Source organism: Chitinophaga varians (genome assembly GCF_014529945.1).
Taxonomy (GTDB): Bacteria; Bacteroidota; Bacteroidia; order Chitinophagales; family Chitinophagaceae; genus Chitinophaga; species Chitinophaga varians.
Genome location: NZ_JACVFB010000002.1, coordinates 1,178,621 through 1,198,532, shown reverse-complemented (window position 1 = coordinate 1,198,532; position 19,912 = coordinate 1,178,621). Strand labels below are relative to the sequence as shown.

Here is a 19,912-nt window from a genome sequence, read left to right as displayed (position 1 = left end):
TGGCGCAAAGATAAAGGCCTAATTTGAAAATATGATTGTAATTATTTTATAATATATATCTTGCTAAAATAAAAAATATTACCCTTCCTCCACCGTATCAACAGGCGTCGGTGGCACGTGTGGCACTTCCACCTGTTTTACCCAAACCGCATAATCATTGGGATAGATCTCCCTTCCGAAGTGGCGGATGTATTCACGGGTAAAAACGGCGCCGAAATAGAGGATCGCTGCGGAATAGTATACCCACAACAGGATAATGACCACGGAGCCTGCCGCTCCGTAAGTAGAGCTGACCTTGCTGGCGCCGAGATAGTAACCGATGGCGAATTTACCGATCATAAACAGCACTGCTGTGGCAATAGCCCCTACCCGCACATCTTTCCATCTGATCCGGGCATCAGGCAACACTTTGAAGATGATGGTAAACAAGGTGGTGATCACCAGAAAAGGCACCACCAGATTGGCAATATATACAATCAGCGTGGTAGTGAGTTTGGTAGGGATGAGTTGTGCCAGTACATTTTGGAACAGCTCCACCAGACCGTTCACCGCCAGAGACACCAGCAAAATGAAGCCCATACTGACTACCAGCGAAAACGACAGTAGCCGGTTGATCAGCATGCGCAGCAGGCCGTTTTTCTTAGGCTTCGATTTCAGTCCCCAGATAAAATTGATGGAATCCTGTATTTCTGCGAACACGCCGGTAGCACCGATGATCAGCGTTACAAAACCGACCATGGTGGCCCAGCTCATATCGTTTGACAGTGTGGCGTTGCGGATCATGGACTGTATCTGAATGGCAGCCTCACTACCTACAAGGCCCTGTATCTGGCCATAGATGCTGCCTTCCACCGCTTCCTTGCCCAGAAACAGGTCGCAGAAGAAGATGATGATAATGAGCATGGGAGCTACAGAGAAGATGGTGTAGTAAGCCAGCGCTGCGCTGAGCTTCAGCACTTTATCATCTATAAAAGCACTGCCGGACGCTTTCAGCACCGTCCAGTACAATTGTATTTTTCCCATTGTTTTATTCATGCTGCAGGTTTTTTACCCACAGGAAGCAAAAAGTATGCGTGGGCATTTGCTTCCCGTGGCATAGGCGTAGTGGAGGGTGAATTATTTCAGTTTAGGATTGTTGGTATGGCGGGTAGCGTCCCGGATATTTTTCTTATCAAAATTTTTCTCCAGCGCCACGGTCATGTCTATGCCCGTTTGGTTGGCGATACACAGCACCACCCACATGACATCGGCCAGTTCATCGGCCAGCTCTCTCTTTTTGTCACTGTCTTTAGCAGACTGATCACCGAACTGCCTGGCCATTACACGGGCCACTTCGCCCACTTCTTCCGTAAGGATGGCCATATTGGTCAGCTCACTGAAATAACGTACCCCGGTAGTATTGATCCAGTTGTCGATCTTTTCCTGTGCTTCCTGTATAGTCATGGATAATAAATTGTAGTTCTTAAAGATAACGGATTGCGGGCATAATGGTTTTATCTTATTCCCGCTGATGCGTGTCGATGACAATGGTAACAGGCCCGTCGTTGAGCAACGCCACTTTCATATCAGCGCCAAAGATACCGCGCTGAATAGTGGTACCCAGGTCCTGTTCCAGTTGCGCGATCACTTTTTCATACAGCGGGATGGCCACGTCTGGTTTACTGGCACGGATATACGAAGGTCTGTTGCCTTTTTTCGTAGAGGCGTGCAGGGTAAACTGGCTCACCAGCAGGACATCTGCATGCATGTCTTTCACAGAAACGTTCATGACGCCCGCATCGTCGTTGAAAATGCGGAGGTTGACGATCTTACTGCTCAGCCATTGGATATCTTCCGTGCCATCTGCATCCTCAATGCCCAACAACACCAACAGGCCTTGTCCGATCTGGCCGGTCACCACACCATCCACCGTAACGGAGGCTTCGGATACGCGCTGTATAACTGCTCTCATATCAATGTACCTATTTTAATCAAGCGGGAAATTAACACAAACCGCGGTAACATTTCCTGCTTTTATACGCTTAACGGATACCAAAATCTATTGTTTATGCAACGTATGCTACTCAATGTCCTCTTGTTTTCGTTGCTGGCGGGCGGCTGCCATGGCAACAAGGGGAAAAATGAGGTGGTAGGGCCTTGTACAGACATGTCCCAATATTCCGTACTGGCCACTACCTTTCCGTTCCGGTTGACCGACCCTCAAACCGGTGAAGACCTCGTATCCGGCCCCCGGGCCACTATTCCGTTCGACAGCATCTGGTTCCTCCGGCCAGACGGCAAATCCGGTTACTGGGTTGGTAAAGCCTACCGTGTTGCCGGAGCTACCTACCTGACTGGTCCGGGATCACCAGGCTTGTTGCTGGAGATTGGCCAACCGGGCCGCGTCATACAGCGTAAAATCAACATGACGTTCAAGAGGGCTGGTTGTTCTTTCGAAATTACCAGCATCACCCAGGAAGATAATCCCGTACCGCTTAAAAAAGACAGTACCGGCGCTTTTCTGATTCCGTACGCACAATAATCTTACCGTTACGTTCGAGGCCACGATGGGCATGTTTTGCATATTGGTTTCCGGTACCTTTGCCCGGTGGCCGATAGGCAAACATGCCCATCGCTGTTGATATTGCCGGCCAATTAACGTAAATTTGCATTACAAAAAAGAACCATACAATGAATATCGATGTTACACCTGAGCTCACCTTCCGTACGGCCCGCAGCGGCGGTTCCGGCGGACAGCATGTGAACAAGGTGGAAACCATGGTGGAAGGTGCTTTTAACATAGAAGCCTCCGCCTTGTTAACCCCGGAGCAAAAACAACTGCTCCATGAGAAGCTGGCCAACCGTATCAATTCAGAAGGAATATTACAGGTAAGGTCACAGACTGCCCGCACCCAGCTGGGCAACAAACAGGAGGTTATTTTCAAGATAAATGACCTGATCAACAAAGCACTGATCCCGCGCAAGAAAAGAATAGCCACCAAAATTCCGAAGGCGGTGGTTGAAAAAAGGATACAGTTCAAGAAGCGGCTGTCTGAGAAAAAACAGCTGCGGAGGGGTAATTTTGAGTAACGGCAATTGTATTTTGCATAAAATTTTTAGGGTTTGAGCATCAAGAAACTGGCAGGACAGACGGTTTATTACGGGTTGAGTAATATTGTGAGCAAGCTGCTCAATTATTTCCTGACGCCTTTTTACCTTGGCATTTTAAGCAGGGCCTCCTTCGGGGAGATGTCTAACGTATATGCCTATATCCCCTTTGCCAATATTGTGCTCACCTACGGGATGGAGACGGCCTTTTTCCGGTTTGCCAAGCAGGAAAACAAGTCCCACGTGCTGGGGACGTCCACCATATCCCTGCTAATATCCACGATATCCATCACCATCCTGCTGTTATTGTTGCGGGGGCCGGTGATCAACTCGTATACCGGGGAGCTGGCGGGGCTTACCGGACACCCGGCATTTTACACGTACGTTGTATTGCTGATGGCTTTTGATGCACTGACCGCCATCCCTTTCGCCCAACTACGGCTGGAGGGCCGACCCGTACGGTATGCCGCCATCCGGGTAGCCGGTATCCTGACCACCATCTTTTTCAACATCTTTTTTCTGGTTATTTGCCCCAAGTTGGCTGCTGCCGGTCATCAGTGGGCACCCAGCCTGCATAGCGGCAGTGAGCAGACCGGCTATATTTATCTGAGCAACCTGCTGGGCAGCGCACTCATGCTGGTGTTGTTTCTGCCACAGATATGGCGGATAGAATGGAAATTTGACCCTGCGCTCTGGAAAAAAATGATCCATTATGCCCTGCCCCTGATCATTGTGGGCATGGCCGGGATGGTCAACGAGACCTTCGACAGGGCCTGGTTCCTGCCCCGGTTCCTTCCGGGCAACGATATGGAGGCCAAAAAGGAGATCATCGCCCTGTACAGCGCCAATTATAAACTCGCCATCCTCATCACCATGTTCATACAGGCGTTCCGGTTAGGGGCCGAGCCTTTCTTCTTCAAACAAGCGGAAAGTGAGAACCCCCAAAAGGTATATGCCCGTATCATGAAGCTGTTTGTGGTGATGTTGTGCTTCATGTTCCTCTTTGTAAGCCTGTATCTCAATGTCTGGAAGATATTCCTCCGGGTACCCTTCTACTATCAGGGTATGCGGATAGTGCCGGTGCTGCTGCTGGCCAATATGTTCCTCGGCATCTATTACAACCTCACCATCTGGTTTAAGTTGACAGATCGTACCAAAACCGGCGCTGTGATCACCCTGATCACGGCTGTACTGGCTTTCCTGCTCAATTACTGGTGGATACCTGTGATGGGCTACTATGGCGCAGCACTCGCCACCATGGTCTGCTATTTTGTGCAGATGGTGGTTTGTTACGTATGGGGACAACGTTATTACCCGATACCTTATCATCTCCCTAAACTGATCACCTACATCGGGCTGGCCGTGCTCACCTACTATGTATTCAGCTGGCTGAATGCGAAGGTGCTTTCTCCCGGCGACATCTATGCACTGAAACCGCTGTCTCTCGCAGTGGCCACCCTGCTCTTTGGCGCCTATGCGTGGTTTATCTTCCGCATGGAGAAAAAGGAGTTCGCACGGATGCCGTTTATCGGGAAATACATCAGATAACATTTAGCCATTGCGGTATTTAGCTATTTAGCTGTTGTAAAAGGCTTTGCCCCCTTATTAATGACTAAATATCTAAATAACCAAATGACTAAATGAGGAACGGGTTATACTTCTTCTCAAAACCAATGGTCGTTGCAGGACCATGGCCAGGGAACACCCTCGTCTCGTCCGGTAATACAAACAGTTTCTCCCGAATGCTGTTCAACAGGGTGGCATGATTGCCACCGGGCAGGTCTGTGCGGCCGATGCTCTGGTAAAACAGTACATCTCCTCCAATCACAAACTGCTGGTCAGCGCAGTAAAACGAAATGCTTCCGGGTGAATGGCCTGGCGTGAAGAGCACATCCAGCTCATGGCTGCCAAAGGCTATCTTTTCCCCTTCTACAATATAACGGCCCGGCATAGGAGAGGGGTCGAATGGCAGGTTGTACATAGCTCCTACAGCCTGGGAGTTGTCCATTACCACCTGTTCTTTCTCATGAAACTCGGGTTTCAGGCGATAGGTCTCCGATACCAGTTTGTTCCCGAAGATGTGATCAAAGTGGCAGTGGGTATTCAGTAATCTCGTAACATTTAACTGTTCCGTTTGTATATATTGCAATAATTCTTTTCTTTCGTCCTGAAAATAACAACCCGGGTCTATAATTATACATTCCCTTTTTCCGTTAATAAGCAGGTAGGTGTTTTCCTGGAGAGGACCAAAAGTGAATTGTTGGATTTCGATCATTGTTACCTGATTTTTAGCTAATTTTAAAACAGATCACAATATTATCAATACTTTCTGTATGAACAGATTTATTACCAGGTTATTATTCGGTGCCCTATTACTTGGAACATTCGTTACGCAAGCCCAGACCAATACCGTTGAATTCGGCCAAAATCGTGTTCAGTTCAAGAATTTTAAGTGGAGATATTACCAAAGCCGGCATTTCAACACTTATTTCAGCCAGAACGGGCTGGAGCTGGGCAAGTATGTTGTCCAGGTAGCCGAAAAGGAATTGCCTTCGATAGAACAGTTCATGGAGTCCAATCCCCGCCAGCGCATCAATATTGTGGTCTATAACAGCTTCGGGGAGATGAAACAGTCCAATATCGGTATCGGTATTGACTGGCAGAACACCGGAGGTGTTACTAAGCTGGTAGGTAATAAAATGATCGTTTACTTTGATGGTAACCACGAAAACCTGCATCGTCAGATCCGCCAGGGGATAGCCCGCATTCTGCTGGAAACCCTCCTCTTTGGTGAAGACATCGGCGAATTTGCCGGTAACGCCGCCCTGATAGACTTCCCTAAATGGTTTACCGACGGTTTTATCGCTTATGCCGCCGAACCCTGGAACGCCAAACTCGACGAAGAACTGAAATCCGTGCTGCTCTCCGGTAAATACAGCAGCTTTAACTCACTGGCATACGATAAACCACTTCTGGCCGGACAAGCCTTCTGGTACTATGTGGAAAGCAAATATGGAAAAGATGCCGTGCCTTACCTGATGTACATCACCCGTATCAACAGGGGCCTGAAAAAAGGCTTTGAGCAGGTACTCAACCAAACCCCTAAAAAGGCGACCCAGGACTTCTTCGTTTTTTACCAGAAACGTTTTGCTGAAGATAACCGCAGACGTAAAACATCTGCCAAAGGCCGCACTATTGTTGCACAGGAAATCGGTAAATCCGACTACTACCGCTTCAACCCGAATCCTAAAAACAACTCTTATGCGGTGGTAGAATTCAAAAAAGGCGTCTACCGCGTACAGATTCAGCTGGGGTGGAACAAACCCAAGGTGCTCCTGCGCAGCGGCGTTTGGGTGCTGGCCAACCAGGTGGACCCCAACTATCCGCTGATGGCCTGGAACACGAAAGGCAACCGCCTCGCCGTCGTGTATGAGCACGAAGGCAAGACCAAACTGATGGTCTACGACCTCATCACGAAAACGACCCTACGTCAGGACCTCCCGCAGTTTGACCGCGTAGTGGACTTCAAATACATGCCGGTACAGGAAAATACGCTCCTGCTGTCTGCCATCAAAAACGGACATACCGACATCTTCACCTACAGCATCAGCAATTCTAAAACAGATCAGATCACCAACGACATATATGATGATCTGGACCCGTCTTTCGCAGCCTTCCCGGGCAAAAGCGGTATCATCTACTCTTCCAACCGGCCCGTTCCCAAAGGAAGGGGCAGCGATACCACCCTGCCTAACAGACCGTTCAACATCTTCATGGTGGACAACTGGAACAAAAGCAGCGAAAAACAGATCACCCAGCTCACAGACCTGAAGTACGGCGATGCCAGACTGCCTATGCAGTATAACACCACGCACTTTACCTTTGTATCCGATGCAAACGGTATCCGTAACCGTTATGCCGGCTTCTTCAAATCCAAAAGCGCCGGGGTGGACTCCCTGTTCTTCGTAGGCTCAGAAATCCTGCACAATCCGGACAAGGAAGAACTGGACTCAACACTGGCAGCTTACGGCACCACCGCCCCGGATTCTGTTCAGGCCGTGGCCATCACCATGGACTCTACCTACACTTTCCCGATATCCAACTATCCGTATGGTATACAGGAATCCCGTATCACCGGCGAACAGGGCGAAGTATCAGAAGTGGTTGGTTATGCCGGCATCAAACGCCTCATGAAACTGAAAGTGGACACCAATGTGCTGAAGAAAAGGAACGTGAATGCCCGTCCTACCAACTTCCGCAGGGCTGAAATGCATGCCGACAGCCTTCGTTTAGGCCTGCCTACTTATTCTCAGCCGGCTGTACCGAAGGACACCTCCACCCATACCAATTTCTTCCAGAACGAATTTGGCAACGAGCCGGTGGACACTACCACCAGTCATAATAATAGCAGCATCGGCAACGCACCATCTTCTTCTGTGCCTGGCCTGTTTGAAAAGAAAAGGGAAGAACCGGTACTCAAAAAAGCTAAATTATTCCCCTATAAATTCAAATTCGCGTCAGACTACCTGGTGCTGCAGCTGGACAACTCCATCCTGATCAACAAATACCAGCCGTTTACCGGTCCTCCGTCCGGCCCTATCCGTCTGACCGACCCGGTGAATGGTTTAATTCGTATAGGCGTCAGCGATCTGTTCGAAGACCTGAAGTTTAACGGTGGTTTCCGTATCCCATCCTCGCTGCAGGGCTCCGAGTATTTCTTCACGACCAATTACCTGAAGAAACGCTTCGACTATAAATTCACCTACTACCGTAAAGTAGACAAGAACAGCGATGTGATCGTAAGTGACCCGCAGCTCGGTCAGTTCCGCGCACCGGCGAAATTCATCACCAACCTGTATCAGGTAGAAGCACGTTATCCGTTTGATCAGGTGCGCAGCATCCGCCTCTCTGTTGGCTACCGTACTGATAAACTGGTAACACAAGCCGTGGAAAAACCATCGCTGCTGAGCAAAAACTACAGCGAAAGTTATGCACTCGGACGGCTGGAGTATGTGTACGACAATACCATCAACCCGGCTATCAACATCTGGAACGGTACCCGTTACAAAGTGTATGGAGAACTTAACTCCCAGCTGACCAACGGTGGCCTGAATGAGATCTTCAACCCGAATGCACCGGCTACCGGCGGACGGTTCACCTATAATATGGGCGTAGACGTTAGACACTACGAAAAAATATACCGCAACTTTATCTGGGCTACCCGCTTTTCACTGGATATGTCCTGGGGTACCCGCAAACTGCTGTACTACCTCGGTGGCATCGACAACTGGCTGAACCCGCAGATCAATGCCAATACACCGGTAAATATGAGCGCTAACTACGCCTTCCAGACCCTGGCAGAAAACCTGCGTGGTTACAAACAGAATGCGAAAAATGGTAACAACGTGATGTTGCTCAATACAGAGTTACGTTTGCCGGTATTCGCCACATTTATTGAGAAACCGATCAACTCTGCTTTCCTGCGTAACTTCCAGGTAACCACCTTCATGGACATTGGTACCGCCTGGAATGAAAAACTGAGCTTTAAAGACGCCAATTATACCAACTACAACGACGATAACGGTGTGGTGACCACCCGTATCAAAGAAGGTTTCCTCGGGCCGTTTATTGGTGGTTATGGCTTCGGCGCCCGTACTACCATCGCCGGCTACTTCCTTCGCGTAGATGCCGGTTGGCCGATGGTGGCGTTCTTCCGCGGCAGCCCTATCTGGTATTTCGGTATGGGCGTAGATTTTTAATTTGGGATTTTTTGATTTTCGAATTTTGAGATTTCGGGGACTTACCCAGCGCGAATAAAAGAAAAGACCGAAGCGATGCCCGCTTCGGTCTTTTCTTTTATTCATTTCGCTGTAATGATCCCCTAAATTCCAAAATTCGAAAATCAAAAAATCCCAAAATGCTTACGCGGATTGTTTTTTCACCAGCGGATACATGAGACTGAGGAAGATGCCCATACAAACCGTAAAAGCCCAGGCGCTGCGGTTTTCCACGGGGTGTAAAACGATGTCTCTCATATCCCCCAGCAGTGTCAGGGGATCTTTTACCACATCCCAGCTGTTATAGCGGAGGTAGCGGCCAATATATACGCCCATGCCACAAAGGAACATGACCGGGAAAGTAAACAGCCATGCCGGCCAGCGGGTATAACGTGTCCGCCAGAGATGCTCCATGCTCCGGATGGACATGTAGCCGAGCATCATGCCGTTCCAGGCAAAGGAGAAGATCACAAACAGGTCGAACCATAATGGCACGCCGCCATCGAAGAGATGGAACAGATCGGTGAGGATATATGGTGCGTTGGGAATGAACAGAAGCCAGGCGACGAAGCAGCCGTACCAGGTAAGGCGGCTTTTGATTTCAGCAGGATGTTTTTCCATCCAGCGGGTAATGGCAAAGGGCACATAGGCCAGAAACAGGTTCCATACCAGGGATACACGCAGATAGGTACCGGAATGGTATATACGATAGCACAGTAGTGCGAGGCTAAACAGAATGGAAAAGTACAGCGTATATCGCTGCTGGTTTTTCGCAACCCGCTGCCGGATCAAACGGAAAATGCCTTTCAGTCGCATGGTTCGAATGTTTTTTAGAATAATGAATAACCGTTTACAGGATATGGGGGATAAATATCAATGCGCCGATGCCGGCGGCGGCTATAGCGGCGATGAGCACGGCACCTGCCGCCACGTCTTTGATCCACTTTACACGGGGATGGTAGTCGGGCGACAGGTGGTCCATGATTTTTTCGATGACGGTGTTCAGCATTTCTGAGACCCAGACCACCGCGATGGTGATGATTAGCAAGATCCATTCCATCCTGGAAAGCTTATACCAGCAGCCGGCTGCCGTTACCACGATAGTAGCCACCAGATGGATGCGCGCATGGGGTTCACTGCGAAGAAAAGCCGCAATTCCACTGAAAGCATACCCGAAACTGGCCAACCGTCTGCTGAAATAAGAATCTTTCCTCATATTTTATTGTACTGTTGATTTCTCAGATAATTTGTCCCATTTGATGGTCCTGCTGAAATACATGATCGCCGCCAATGTCAGGAAGAGGCCAATGCTGCCCATCAGGAGGGCCTGGTCTTCCGCGCTGATAATCACGTAGATAAAACCGTACAACAACAGCAAGGTACCACCGATTCCTGCAGCGATACGGCTGCTTTTGTAGGCGCTGGCCACATACAGCGTAATCAGGCCTATGGTAAGCCCACTGGCAATCAGGTAGGCCAGTGTAAAGTTAAGCTGTTCTGATATGGATATCAGCAGGGTATAGAAAATACAAAGGGCGAGGCCTACGAGGGCATACTGCAATGGATGAATGGCGCGGCGTTGGGAGAGTTCGATAAAATAGAAGATGATAAAGGTGAGCCCGATGACGAGGATAGCGTATTTCACCGCCCTGATCGACTGTTGGTAGCTTTCAGCAGGCATAAAGAATTTGATGCCGAAGTCGGCACTGTGGATATCGTATTTGTTGCCCGCCCAGCTCTGGGGATATTCCCGGTTGAGGTCTTGTATTTCCCAGGAGGCACTGAAGCCTTTAGCGTCCACACGACGGTCTTTAGGCGGGAAGGCGCCATCGAAGCTGGGATCGGGCCAGCTGGAGCTGGTATGCACCGTGGTGGTTTTACCCACAGGCGAGAAGCTGATCCTGCCGGAGCCTTTAACGCCTACTTCCACAGAGAAGGTGCCGGCGAGGGCCGCGGTATCGCCGGAGGCCAGCGATACCGGGGACTGAATCCCACTTTTGAACAGGTCAGTATTGACCACGCCAGGGCTGAAAGGGAATGTTTTTCCATTCCAGACCATTTTAACCTGGTTGTCTATGCCACGCAGGTCGGTGATGCCCATAATAATAGACGCCTGGTCCCATTTCAGTGCGGATGGCGGTACGCCTGTTTTGTAGAGGGCGGCAGGGCTGAAGGTACCACTCAGCTGCATTTTGGCGTCATAAACCGCCACGCTGAAGATGCCTCTTTTAAGTTTTTGGGGCAACAATTCTCCATTGATTTTTAGTTGTTCGGGCAACAGGTACACGTAGGTAGTGTTGGCAGAACCAGCAACGGTATAGGGAATGGCCAATATGGGGCCGGTAATATGTTGTTCGTATCCCCAGCGGCTGCTCACTTCTTCCACTGCGGAGGCTTGCCTGTCCTGACGTTCGCGGATAACGTCCATGATCATGCTGGCCGGGATTAATAATACCATCACCATGATGACGATGACCATCGCTTTGAAGGCGTAAGCATAGCGACTAAAGAATGACTGATTGGGGGTGTTTTCTGGAACTTCCATGGTTTGATTTTTTAAAAAGCACTTTGTGTTTCAAAGTAAAAAGACAAAAAAAATTATTTCGTGAATTTGATCATATGTTCAAGGGCCGCCAGATGGCCTTTGAAAGCTTTTTCGCCGGCAGCGGTAATAGCGTAGGTCGTATTGGTTTTACGACCAATAAACCCCTTGTATACCTTGATGTAGCCGTTTTCCTCCAGCGTATTGAGATGCGAGGCCAGATTGCCGTCGGTTACCTCCAGCATCTGTTTAAGGTCATTAAAATTGACCTCGTTATTCACCATCAACACACTCATGACGCCCAGCCGGATACGGCTCTCAAATATCTTGTTTAAGTTACCAATCGGATTCATGCTAATTATTGAAAGCTTCCCCTTCTCTCATATTTCCACCACATGGCGATACCATAAACGATGTGTAATACACCAAATCCTGCTGCCCAAAAATAAAGCCCTTTGCGCAAAAGAAAAAGATTAACGATACCCAGCAGCGTTTCCAGGATACCCAGATAACGCAACTCGGGCAGGGTGTACTTGCTGGCATTTACCAGCGCGAGGCCATAGAAAACCAGACAGGTAGGCGCCACCAGCGTTTCTATGTGATTATACAATAGTCCGGCGGCAAAAGCACCACCTGCCGCCAGCGGAATACATACATTGATCAGCACCTTACGGCTCGTCACATCCCATATCGGAAGATTGTTTTTCCTCGCCCTCCGCCAGGTGAAGAAAAGCCCTCCGCTGATCGCAGCCACCATCACCACCAACGCCGTCGTAATCAGCTTAAACTTCAGGTCCGCAAAGTCGGCATCATTATACACGCCTGTGCTGTCCCAACGCTCATAATATGCCACCAGCCAAACACGCGCCAGCCAGGCACCCACCAGGGCGCACAGCCCCGCAGACACGCCACTCAGCCCGCTCAGTGAAATAAACCGGCTGCTGCGTTCCATGATACGCTTGATGTCTGTTAATGTCTGCAGATGTTGTTGGTCGTCTGTCATACTAAAAAGCACTTTGCAATACAAAGCTAAAATAATTTCCTGTATTTCAAAATATATTTTTTTCGTCATAACTGCGTTACCTTCAGGAAAGCAACTATACAGGTTAGCGTTAAATACTCTAAGTTTGTTGTCAGATATGTTTGGTTGGAAAAGAATTATAGCAGTCCTAATAGGCGTAAGCGTTTGGTGTACAGAATTGAAGGCGCAGCAATATAAGGTCAGTGGAACAGTGAGAGATGCGCACTCACAGGAAATCATTCCCTTCGCGACCCTTCAGTTTGATCATACACAAACTGGTATGGTGAGCAATGCTGAAGGAAAATTTTTATTTGAGCTAAATGTTATCCCGTCAGATTCGTTGCTGGTCAGGGTAATGGGGTATACTATTCTTAAAATGCCGGTCAACCGGACATTAAAGGAACAAACCATCAACTTTGAAGTGACCCGCTCCGATCTTTCCCTGAAAACATACGAGATAAAAGCCAACGTTAACTTCGCCCTCATTCTCCTTAAACAGATCGTTAAACATAAACCGGAAAACAACTACAACCGGCTAGATAACTATAAATACGAGGTATATAACAAACTGGAACTGGACATGAAAAACCTGAATAAGGAAAAACTGTCCAAAAACAGGTTTACCAAACCATTTGCCTTTATCCTTGACAACATTGACAGCACATCAGAAGATAAACCATTCCTCCCCATCTTCCTGACAGAATCGCTGTCGGATTACTATTTTCAGTCATCCCCCCGCAAAACAAAAGAAATCATCAAAGCCGCCCGTACCTCCGGTATCGACAATGAAAGCGTGACGAAATTCCTCGGCGGTATGTACCAGAATATCAACGTCTACAATAATTTCATACCGGTATTCGACAAACAGTTCGTTAGTCCGATACACCACAACGGCGCGTTCTACTACGACTATAAGATAGCCGATACCCAGTATATCAGCAGCCAGCGGTTTATCAAACTCAATTTCACGCCTAAACGAAAAGGGGAAAACACGTTTATCGGCGACATCTGGGTGCATGACACCACCTACGCCGTCATGAAAGTCACGCTGTCTGTCCCCAAAGACGCTAACATCAACTTCGTCCGCCGCGTAAGCATGGTACAGGAATTCAGACAACTACACGACAGTACCTGGTTCCTTTACAAAGACAAGTTCGTGGCCGATTTCTGGGCGCCCAGCCCCAAACCCGGTAAAACATTCGACTTTATCGGCCGTAAAAGCACCACCTACGATAATGTGATCACGAATGACACCGCCGCGACCAACATCTTCAGTAACAAAAAATATCCGGAAGCAGTCGTAGTACTCGACAGCGCCCGGGTGCGCAAAGAATCTTTCTGGAACGACAACCGGCCGGAAGATCTGAGTAAAAATGAGATCAGTATCTACAAAATGGTGGATACCCTCCAACGGATGCCGCTTTTCCAGAAATATTCCAACACCATCCGCTTCCTGGCAACGGGCTATAAACCGTTCGGGCCCATAGAATGGGGACCTTACTACTACCTCTTTTCCCAGAACCGGCTGGAAGGGTTCCGCCTGCGCCTCGACCTTGGCACCACTCCCAAATTCAACAAAGACATATACCTCTACGGATATCTGGCCTATGGCTTCAAGGATAACGTCTATAAAGGAAAAATGTCTGCCCTCTGGCTGCTGAAGCGGCATCCGCGCATGTACCTCTACGGCGCCTATACGAAAGACCTTGACAACGGTTCCCACTACTACGACGAAGTAGGTACCGACAACATCTTTACCCTCGCCATCCGTAAAAATGGTATCCCGCAGAAGTTCCTCATGATACAGGAACAACGGCTGGAATTCTTCAAGGAATATTATAGTGGTTTTTCACACCAGATAACACTGCTGCATAAACAGGCCAGACCATACGAGCCGCTGCCAACCGCAGATTTCTATCCCAAAACGATCAGCAACCGCGATCCCCTTACAACAACGGAAGTGGAACTGAAACTCCGCTGGGCTTTCCATGAACAATTCCTCGAAGGCAACTACTACCGGATCAGCCTCGGCAGTAAATACCCTATCACGGAACTGAAATACGCCGTGGGTATCCCGGGTATCGCCAACAGCGGCCAGCAATATCAGCGTGTATCCCTCAGCGTATCTGACTACATTAAACTACCGCCTTTCGGCTCTCTCTACTACAATGTTTTTGGTGGCAAGATCTTCGGTACCGTGCCCTATACTTCTCTCGAAGTACACCCCGGCAACGAAATCTACTACTACAACAAATACGCCTTCAACATGATGAACCGCTTCGAATTCCTCAGCGATCAATATGTTGGCTTCAACGTAGAACATACCATCGGTAACGGTATCTTCGGATACATCCCGCTCATCAAGAAATTGAAATGGCGCCAGTTCTGGACCGCTAAAGGGGTGGTAGGCTCCCTGTCTGAACCGAATAAAAAGCTGAACCTGTATAACGGTTATCCCTTCCGGACACTCCAGGGCAACCCTTATCTGGAAGTAGGCACCGGTATCGAAAATATCTTCAAATTTCTGCGGGTAGACTTCATCTGGCGTGTGGCCCCGGATGTATTGCCTGATGAACCGGCCAACAAGAAATTCGGCGTATTCGGCAGCTTTAAATTGCAGTTCTGATGAAAAAAGACGTAACACATACCGCCTTATTCGATACGCTGTTGTCCGGCGAGATAGGAGATATGTATTACGACCTCCACAACGACTTCGAATGCATCCGCCTCACCTATAGCCTGATGGAGCGGAAGCTGGAATTGAGATTTACCAATGACGACGACAGAATCGTGATTACGTTTCATGATGCCCGGTTAGGCGCCTGTAGCTTTAATCCCACCCAACCCGGGAGCACCATCGATCTCTTCTACCGCGGCCATTTTGAGATGAATAATAACCTGCATGAAATGACATCCAAAGCAGAGTATTATTACTACCTGGAATTTTTAGAAGATACGAAACTGGAAGTGTTCGCCCGACAAGTAGTGATGGAAATGACCCGGCTGAATAGTTAACAACAGCAACCTACAATGTTATCCCGGTTAAACTGTATGAAATGATTCCATTGAAAATTAAATGCCTGATTACTGTAGTCATATGCTTTGTGGTAACAAAGGTATATAGCCAGTCTCCTGTTTCAACCAACCGACCGCACAGCAACACGGCCTTTCATATCCTAAACATCGATTCCATTCAGGAGGTATACATCATCTATGCCACCAGAAATGATTCAACTATAAAAATTGTTTCTAAGAAAGAAAACATTGATAAATGCGATCCGATATTAACAGGTCGGTTTTATGATCTGAATATCACATCGCTACTCTGGAAAACCGCCGGCAAAATGCATATCGGTGGTATAATGTATAACCACCAATTAATTAAGCTGGAAGGAGGAAAAATTGTCCGGGACCTCTTTACATCAGATAACCTGAAAGGACTTTGTTATATCCCGTAATCAATTCAACATGAAAACGATCTTAACCTTATGCCTGTTTTACTGCCTACAGCTCCTATCCCTTCACAGCAATGCACAGGGGCCCAACACCTGCAACTGCCTTGTGCTCATGGACCCGGACTTCCGCGGTAAGACCGAATTATATGACAACAAAGGCAATATCATCAAATATGTAAAACACAATTTCAGAGATGAAGACTTCATTGTCTTTCGTCTAAAGGAAGATAACGATAGCCTGTTCAACGTATCCGCCATGTATGCACTTACCAACGGAACATCCAGAGGCTGGGTGAAAAAATCCCCTGTCATTGGCACCTATCTTACATCTTATACAGGAAACATCGCTATTTACAGTGAACCCAGTAAGAAATCGAATAAATCAACCATTCCGGAATGGACCAATCAACTGGTTCAGGTATTAGCCTGCAAGTCGAGTTGGGTAAAGATTTCCCTTTGGCAAAAAGGAAAACTATATATCGGTTGGATACCACCGGAAACACAATGTGCAGATCCTTATACTACCTGTAACTGATAAAAGCGATAAAAAAATGTTAGCTGCGATTGCAACGGCGTACCTCTTATTTACAACGCCCATAGACACAACACTCAACGGATTTATCAGGAGTAAAGACGGATCGACCGAAACCTACTACCGGAAAGGGAAAAAGAATGGCATTTTCAAAAGCTATTATCGCAAAACAGGTACACTGGAAGCATTAGGATTTTATGAGAATGATACCCCGGCCGGCACATGGTATTACTTCGATGCTGACAGCCGAATTTCAATGATTGAAGAAAAGCGGGGACTTAACAAAGATAAAAAAATCAACATCGAAGGAAAGCTTCACCAACCGAAATACCAGTCATATCTGAAAGAATATGATCCAAAGACAGGCGCACTAAAAGGAGAGGGGTTGGTCCTTTACTTTGATGATATTGAGATAGACTATTATAAATATGGTACCTGGAAAGAATATCGATGATGAGAAAATATGTTCTTATTCTGCTGTGCATTTTTACTTCCTGTAACAAAACACTGCTTGTTCCTCAGGGGAATATTATCCGTTATCAAAAAGGATATATTCTCTTCTATTATCCTTCGGAAGAGGCATTATTTTTTCCGTGGCGAGACACTATTGACCAACAATTTATTAGTCACCATCATCTGAACGGTTATAAACTTCGTGAAAGTGAGAAAGAGTTGGAATATATAAAGGACCACCTTGCCGGCCAACAGACAATCACTCAATATGTATTGCAAAACGGGCAATCCACAGCTGTAGCGGAAGTCGTAAAACTAATACCGGTCAACATCAAATATACCTGGGGAGATGCATGGAAGTCAAGGGCGAAGAAAGGACAAAAAATTACCATCAGATATTATTTCCGGGATAAAGACGTTGAATTGAGGTACAAATTATATGATGACAGACAGATCATGAGCATCATACCGGCAACCAGGTGATATACCTGCTGGTGGCTATTGCCACACCGTTGTATATTTCTTTCTGGTTGTTTGATGCTTTTCTGTGATCTAATTTAACAATCCAGTCTCTTATGAAAGTCATAACAAGAATTATGCTGCTGATAGCATTAAATATCTTCTTATTCGCTTTTTTATGTACACTAGGCACTTTCATGCGTATACTGCAATCAGCCATCGTTACAATTGACAAAAGCGACTATGCACAGTTGTTTCTGCCGTTTACCTGTCTGCAAATCGGCATCAATATATGGCTGTATGTAAAAGGCAGATTTCGTCTGCCATTGTATTCGCTGCTGATTAATATTGCTGTGGTGCTGGCGCTTTACTGGTACCTGTTCATTCACATTTTTCCAATAATGCTTTAGTCATTATATCAACAATACTGTCAGCAAACATGCATCTACACTTAAACACGATAGTAAGAAATATTTGCACCTCACTGCTACTGGGTATTCTACTCATCGTTATTGTATCCGTATTAAAAACTGACACCACCAGGGATTCAATACTGCCATACTTCTTTTTCTGGGCAGCACAAAAAATAAACACACTACCATTGCATGATCACCAGGAAAACTACCTCCTATACGCTGCTACTGCTAACACTTGCCACTGTGGGTATATTATGTTATGTAAACAGCAGTGATTACATTGAACAGCACACCTGGAAATTTCGGTCAGGAGCTCATATGGGAGATTGGATACCTCCTCATCAATCAGAGACAATGCAGACCAGTAATATTTACTACAAGGGAGATATACTTTTGATGTCACCTTTTGTCCTGGCAAATACCTTTTTATCAGGTCGCGGAAAAGCGGGGATAACGGGTGTTACATTAGAAAGGATTAAACCCGCAGCAATAAAAATATTGCTATATCTATGACTTTATAGTGAAAATAATGAAGCGACTAATTATATCTATTCTCCTGGTACCCATCAATATTGTGTTGTTCTTCCTGTTACAAGTGCCCAGTGCCTTTATTGCATTTGGTATCTTTGGAAGCGGAGGAGACCATCACAGCGACTACGCATGGCTACATCTTCCTTTTGTCTGCCTTCAGGTTGGATTCAACATCTGGCTGTATATCAAAAAGAAGCTCCCATTATCAGTTTACATTTTGATGATCAACATAGCCATCACCATAGCGCTGTACATCTATCTGATAGTCCTCGACAGATTCTAACATCAAAAAACCTGTGATCTTATAGCGAAAAATCATGCATATGCTACATCATATGCATGCCAACACATAGTGATATCAAACCAAAAAGCCTGCACTGAAAGCGCATTCAGTGCAGGCTTTTGTATTTTAAGACAATGATATTATTATAACTGATCCAATCCTTCACAGATCACCTTACAAGCTTGTACAATCTCTTCTTCTGTAATAATCAGCGGTGGCGCAATGCGCATACATTCCGGCGCAAAGAGGAACCAGTCTGTCAGTACGCCATTCGCAATACAGTAGTCAATTGTTTTTTTATTGACTTCAAAACTTTCCAGTTCCACTGCCATCATCAGTCCCAGTGAGCGGACCGCCTTAATAGCAGGGTGTTGCAAATGTTTACGGAACAGTTCTCCTTTCGCGTTCACGTCTTTGATCACTTGTGATTCCAGCAGGGCGTTGAAACCGGCGAGACCTGCGGCGCAGTTTACCGGATGCCCGCCAAAGGTAGTGATGTGGCCCAGCACCGGATTGTTGGTCAGGCTCCACATGATGGTGCGGGAAGAGATGAACGCGCCCAGTGGCATACCGCCCCCCAGCGCTTTGCCGAGCAACAGGATATCGGGGATGATGCCCAGTTGTTCAAAAGCCCAGAGCGTTCCATTTCTACCGAGGCCGCATTGTACTTCGTCGAGTATCAGCAGGGCACCGGTTTCGTTGCATTTGGCACGTAAAGCGTGTATCCATTCCAGTTGGGGGAGATTCACACCGCCTTCTGCCTGCACGCTTTCTGCGAACACTGCGGCGGTATGATGGGTGATCAGCTCCAGTGACGCGTAATTGTTATATTCGAGGTGTTGTATACCGGGGAGTAGCGGTCTGTAAGCGTTACGCCAGTATTCATCACCCAGGATGCTGAGTGCGCCCTGTGTGGAACCGTGATAGCTGCGGTTGAAAGCAGCGACCTCTGTTCTGCCGGTGAAACGTTTGGCCAGTTTCATGGCCCCTTCTACGGCTTCGGCGCCGGAGTTGGTAAAGTATACGCTGTCGAGGTTTTCGGGAAGATGTTGGGTCAGCGCCTTCGCATAGGCTACCTGTGGCGACTGTACGAATTCTCCGTATACAAGCAGGTGCATATACTGTTGCGCCTGTTCCTGAATGGCTTTCACCACGGCAGGGTGACAATGCCCCATGTTACATACACTGATGCCGGCAATCAGGTCCAGATACTTCCTGCCGTTGACATCCCACATGTACATGCCTTCCGCTTTAACGATCTCCAATGCCAGCGGCGCATCTGATGTTTGCGCTACGTGCTGCAAAAAAAGTTGCCTGTTGTTCATATCTCTTACATTCTCTGCGAAGGTAGAAAAC

Annotated in this window: 22 protein-coding genes; 12 read left to right on the top strand and 10 right to left on the bottom strand. The window is 47.4% G+C overall.

Annotation, left to right across the window (positions count from 1 at the left end; translation table 11 throughout):
• Positions 1-78: 78 nt before the first annotated feature.
• The 3 genes from ICL55_RS12790 to dtd all read right to left on the bottom strand — a co-directional run bounded on the left by ICL55_RS12790 (position 79) and on the right by dtd (position 1,951).
• Positions 79-1,035 (bottom strand): YihY/virulence factor BrkB family protein, encoded by a 957-nt coding sequence (locus ICL55_RS12790; RefSeq protein ID WP_246496237.1) that lies wholly within the window; start codon positions 1,033-1,035, stop codon positions 79-81.
• Positions 1,036-1,116: 81 nt separating this feature from the next.
• Positions 1,117-1,443 carry a nucleotide pyrophosphohydrolase gene (locus ICL55_RS12785; RefSeq protein WP_168870531.1) on the bottom strand — a complete coding sequence of 109 codons (327 nt, stop codon included), beginning with the start codon at positions 1,441-1,443 and terminating at the stop codon, positions 1,117-1,119.
• A 55-nt stretch (positions 1,444-1,498) separates the two neighbouring features.
• Positions 1,499-1,951 carry a D-aminoacyl-tRNA deacylase gene (gene dtd, locus ICL55_RS12780; protein ID WP_188097623.1) on the bottom strand — a complete coding sequence of 151 codons (453 nt, stop codon included), beginning with the start codon at positions 1,949-1,951 and terminating at the stop codon, positions 1,499-1,501.
• 96 nt (positions 1,952-2,047) lie between these two features.
• Between dtd and ICL55_RS12775 the strand changes: the two genes are divergently transcribed.
• The 3 genes from ICL55_RS12775 (at position 2,048) to ICL55_RS12765 (ending at position 4,635) form a co-directional block, all read left to right on the top strand.
• Entirely contained in the window at positions 2,048-2,521 is a 474-nt protein-coding gene (locus ICL55_RS12775; protein WP_188097621.1) for a hypothetical protein, read from the top strand.
• A gap of 149 nt (positions 2,522-2,670) precedes the next feature.
• Complete coding sequence (arfB, locus tag ICL55_RS12770) at positions 2,671-3,069, top strand: alternative ribosome rescue aminoacyl-tRNA hydrolase ArfB (protein ID WP_188097618.1); 399 nt, start codon at positions 2,671-2,673, stop codon at positions 3,067-3,069.
• Positions 3,070-3,102: 33 nt separating this feature from the next.
• Positions 3,103-4,635, top strand: coding sequence for a lipopolysaccharide biosynthesis protein (locus ICL55_RS12765; RefSeq protein ID WP_188097616.1), 1,533 nt, complete (start codon positions 3,103-3,105; stop codon positions 4,633-4,635).
• A gap of 88 nt (positions 4,636-4,723) precedes the next feature.
• Here the strand turns inward: ICL55_RS12765 and ICL55_RS12760 are convergent, their stop codons facing one another.
• Positions 4,724-5,362 (bottom strand): MBL fold metallo-hydrolase, encoded by a 639-nt coding sequence (locus tag ICL55_RS12760; RefSeq protein ID WP_188097614.1) that lies wholly within the window; start codon positions 5,360-5,362, stop codon positions 4,724-4,726.
• Between the two features lie 58 nt (positions 5,363-5,420).
• Between ICL55_RS12760 and ICL55_RS12755 the strand changes: the two genes are divergently transcribed.
• Entirely contained in the window at positions 5,421-8,846 is a 3,426-nt protein-coding gene (locus ICL55_RS12755; RefSeq protein ID WP_223151421.1) for a TolB-like translocation protein, read from the top strand.
• A 162-nt stretch (positions 8,847-9,008) separates the two neighbouring features.
• Here the strand turns inward: ICL55_RS12755 and ICL55_RS12750 are convergent, their stop codons facing one another.
• From ICL55_RS12750 to ICL55_RS12730, 5 genes are read right to left on the bottom strand one after another with little or no spacing between them, the layout of a single operon-like run.
• The gene (locus ICL55_RS12750) at positions 9,009-9,680 is read right to left on the bottom strand and encodes a DUF1361 domain-containing protein (RefSeq protein WP_188097612.1); all 672 of its coding nucleotides are present in this window, start codon (positions 9,678-9,680) and stop codon (positions 9,009-9,011) included.
• Positions 9,681-9,714: 34 nt separating this feature from the next.
• The gene (locus ICL55_RS12745; RefSeq protein WP_188097610.1) at positions 9,715-10,080 is read right to left on the bottom strand and encodes a diacylglycerol kinase family protein; all 366 of its coding nucleotides are present in this window, start codon (positions 10,078-10,080) and stop codon (positions 9,715-9,717) included.
• Positions 10,081-10,083: 3 nt separating this feature from the next.
• A complete protein-coding gene (gene creD, locus ICL55_RS12740; protein WP_188097608.1) occupies positions 10,084-11,409 on the bottom strand; it encodes a cell envelope integrity protein CreD in 1,326 nt (441 codons plus the stop codon).
• Between the two features lie 53 nt (positions 11,410-11,462).
• Complete coding sequence (locus tag ICL55_RS12735; RefSeq protein ID WP_188097606.1) at positions 11,463-11,759, bottom strand: winged helix-turn-helix domain-containing protein; 297 nt, start codon at positions 11,757-11,759, stop codon at positions 11,463-11,465.
• A gap of 5 nt (positions 11,760-11,764) precedes the next feature.
• Complete coding sequence (locus tag ICL55_RS12730; RefSeq protein ID WP_188097604.1) at positions 11,765-12,409, bottom strand: hypothetical protein; 645 nt, start codon at positions 12,407-12,409, stop codon at positions 11,765-11,767.
• Between the two features lie 229 nt (positions 12,410-12,638).
• Here ICL55_RS12730 and ICL55_RS12725 point away from each other — a divergent pair, with 229 nt between their 5' ends.
• The 8 genes from ICL55_RS12725 (at position 12,639) to ICL55_RS12690 (ending at position 18,556) form a co-directional block, all read left to right on the top strand.
• Entirely contained in the window at positions 12,639-15,053 is a 2,415-nt protein-coding gene (locus ICL55_RS12725; protein ID WP_188097602.1) for a DUF5686 family protein, read from the top strand.
• Positions 15,053-15,442 carry a hypothetical protein gene (locus ICL55_RS12720; RefSeq protein WP_188097600.1) on the top strand — a complete coding sequence of 130 codons (390 nt, stop codon included), beginning with the start codon at positions 15,053-15,055 and terminating at the stop codon, positions 15,440-15,442. The genes ICL55_RS12725 and ICL55_RS12720 overlap by 1 nt, the downstream gene beginning before the upstream one ends.
• Positions 15,443-15,483: 41 nt before the next feature.
• On the top strand, positions 15,484-15,885 hold the full coding sequence (locus ICL55_RS12715; RefSeq protein WP_188097598.1) for a hypothetical protein: 402 nt from the start codon (positions 15,484-15,486) through the stop codon (positions 15,883-15,885).
• Between the two features lie 10 nt (positions 15,886-15,895).
• The gene (locus ICL55_RS12710; protein WP_188097596.1) at positions 15,896-16,417 is read left to right on the top strand and encodes a hypothetical protein; all 522 of its coding nucleotides are present in this window, start codon (positions 15,896-15,898) and stop codon (positions 16,415-16,417) included.
• Between the two features lie 16 nt (positions 16,418-16,433).
• Positions 16,434-16,868 (top strand): hypothetical protein, encoded by a 435-nt coding sequence (locus ICL55_RS12705; protein ID WP_188097594.1) that lies wholly within the window; start codon positions 16,434-16,436, stop codon positions 16,866-16,868.
• Positions 16,868-17,350, top strand: a complete 483-nt coding sequence (locus tag ICL55_RS12700; protein ID WP_188097591.1) for a hypothetical protein — start codon at positions 16,868-16,870, stop codon at positions 17,348-17,350. Before ICL55_RS12705 ends, ICL55_RS12700 begins: the two co-directional genes overlap by 1 nt.
• Before the next feature lie 92 nt (positions 17,351-17,442).
• Positions 17,443-17,736 carry a hypothetical protein gene (locus ICL55_RS12695; protein ID WP_188097590.1) on the top strand — a complete coding sequence of 98 codons (294 nt, stop codon included), beginning with the start codon at positions 17,443-17,445 and terminating at the stop codon, positions 17,734-17,736.
• A 535-nt stretch (positions 17,737-18,271) separates the two neighbouring features.
• Positions 18,272-18,556 (top strand): hypothetical protein, encoded by a 285-nt coding sequence (locus tag ICL55_RS12690; protein WP_188097587.1) that lies wholly within the window; start codon positions 18,272-18,274, stop codon positions 18,554-18,556.
• Positions 18,557-18,699: 143 nt separating this feature from the next.
• On the opposite strand, the gene ICL55_RS12685 is transcribed toward ICL55_RS12690, so the two are convergent.
• Positions 18,700-19,881, bottom strand: coding sequence for an aspartate aminotransferase family protein (locus ICL55_RS12685; protein WP_188097585.1), 1,182 nt, complete (start codon positions 19,879-19,881; stop codon positions 18,700-18,702).
• Positions 19,882-19,912: the final 31 nt, after the last annotated feature.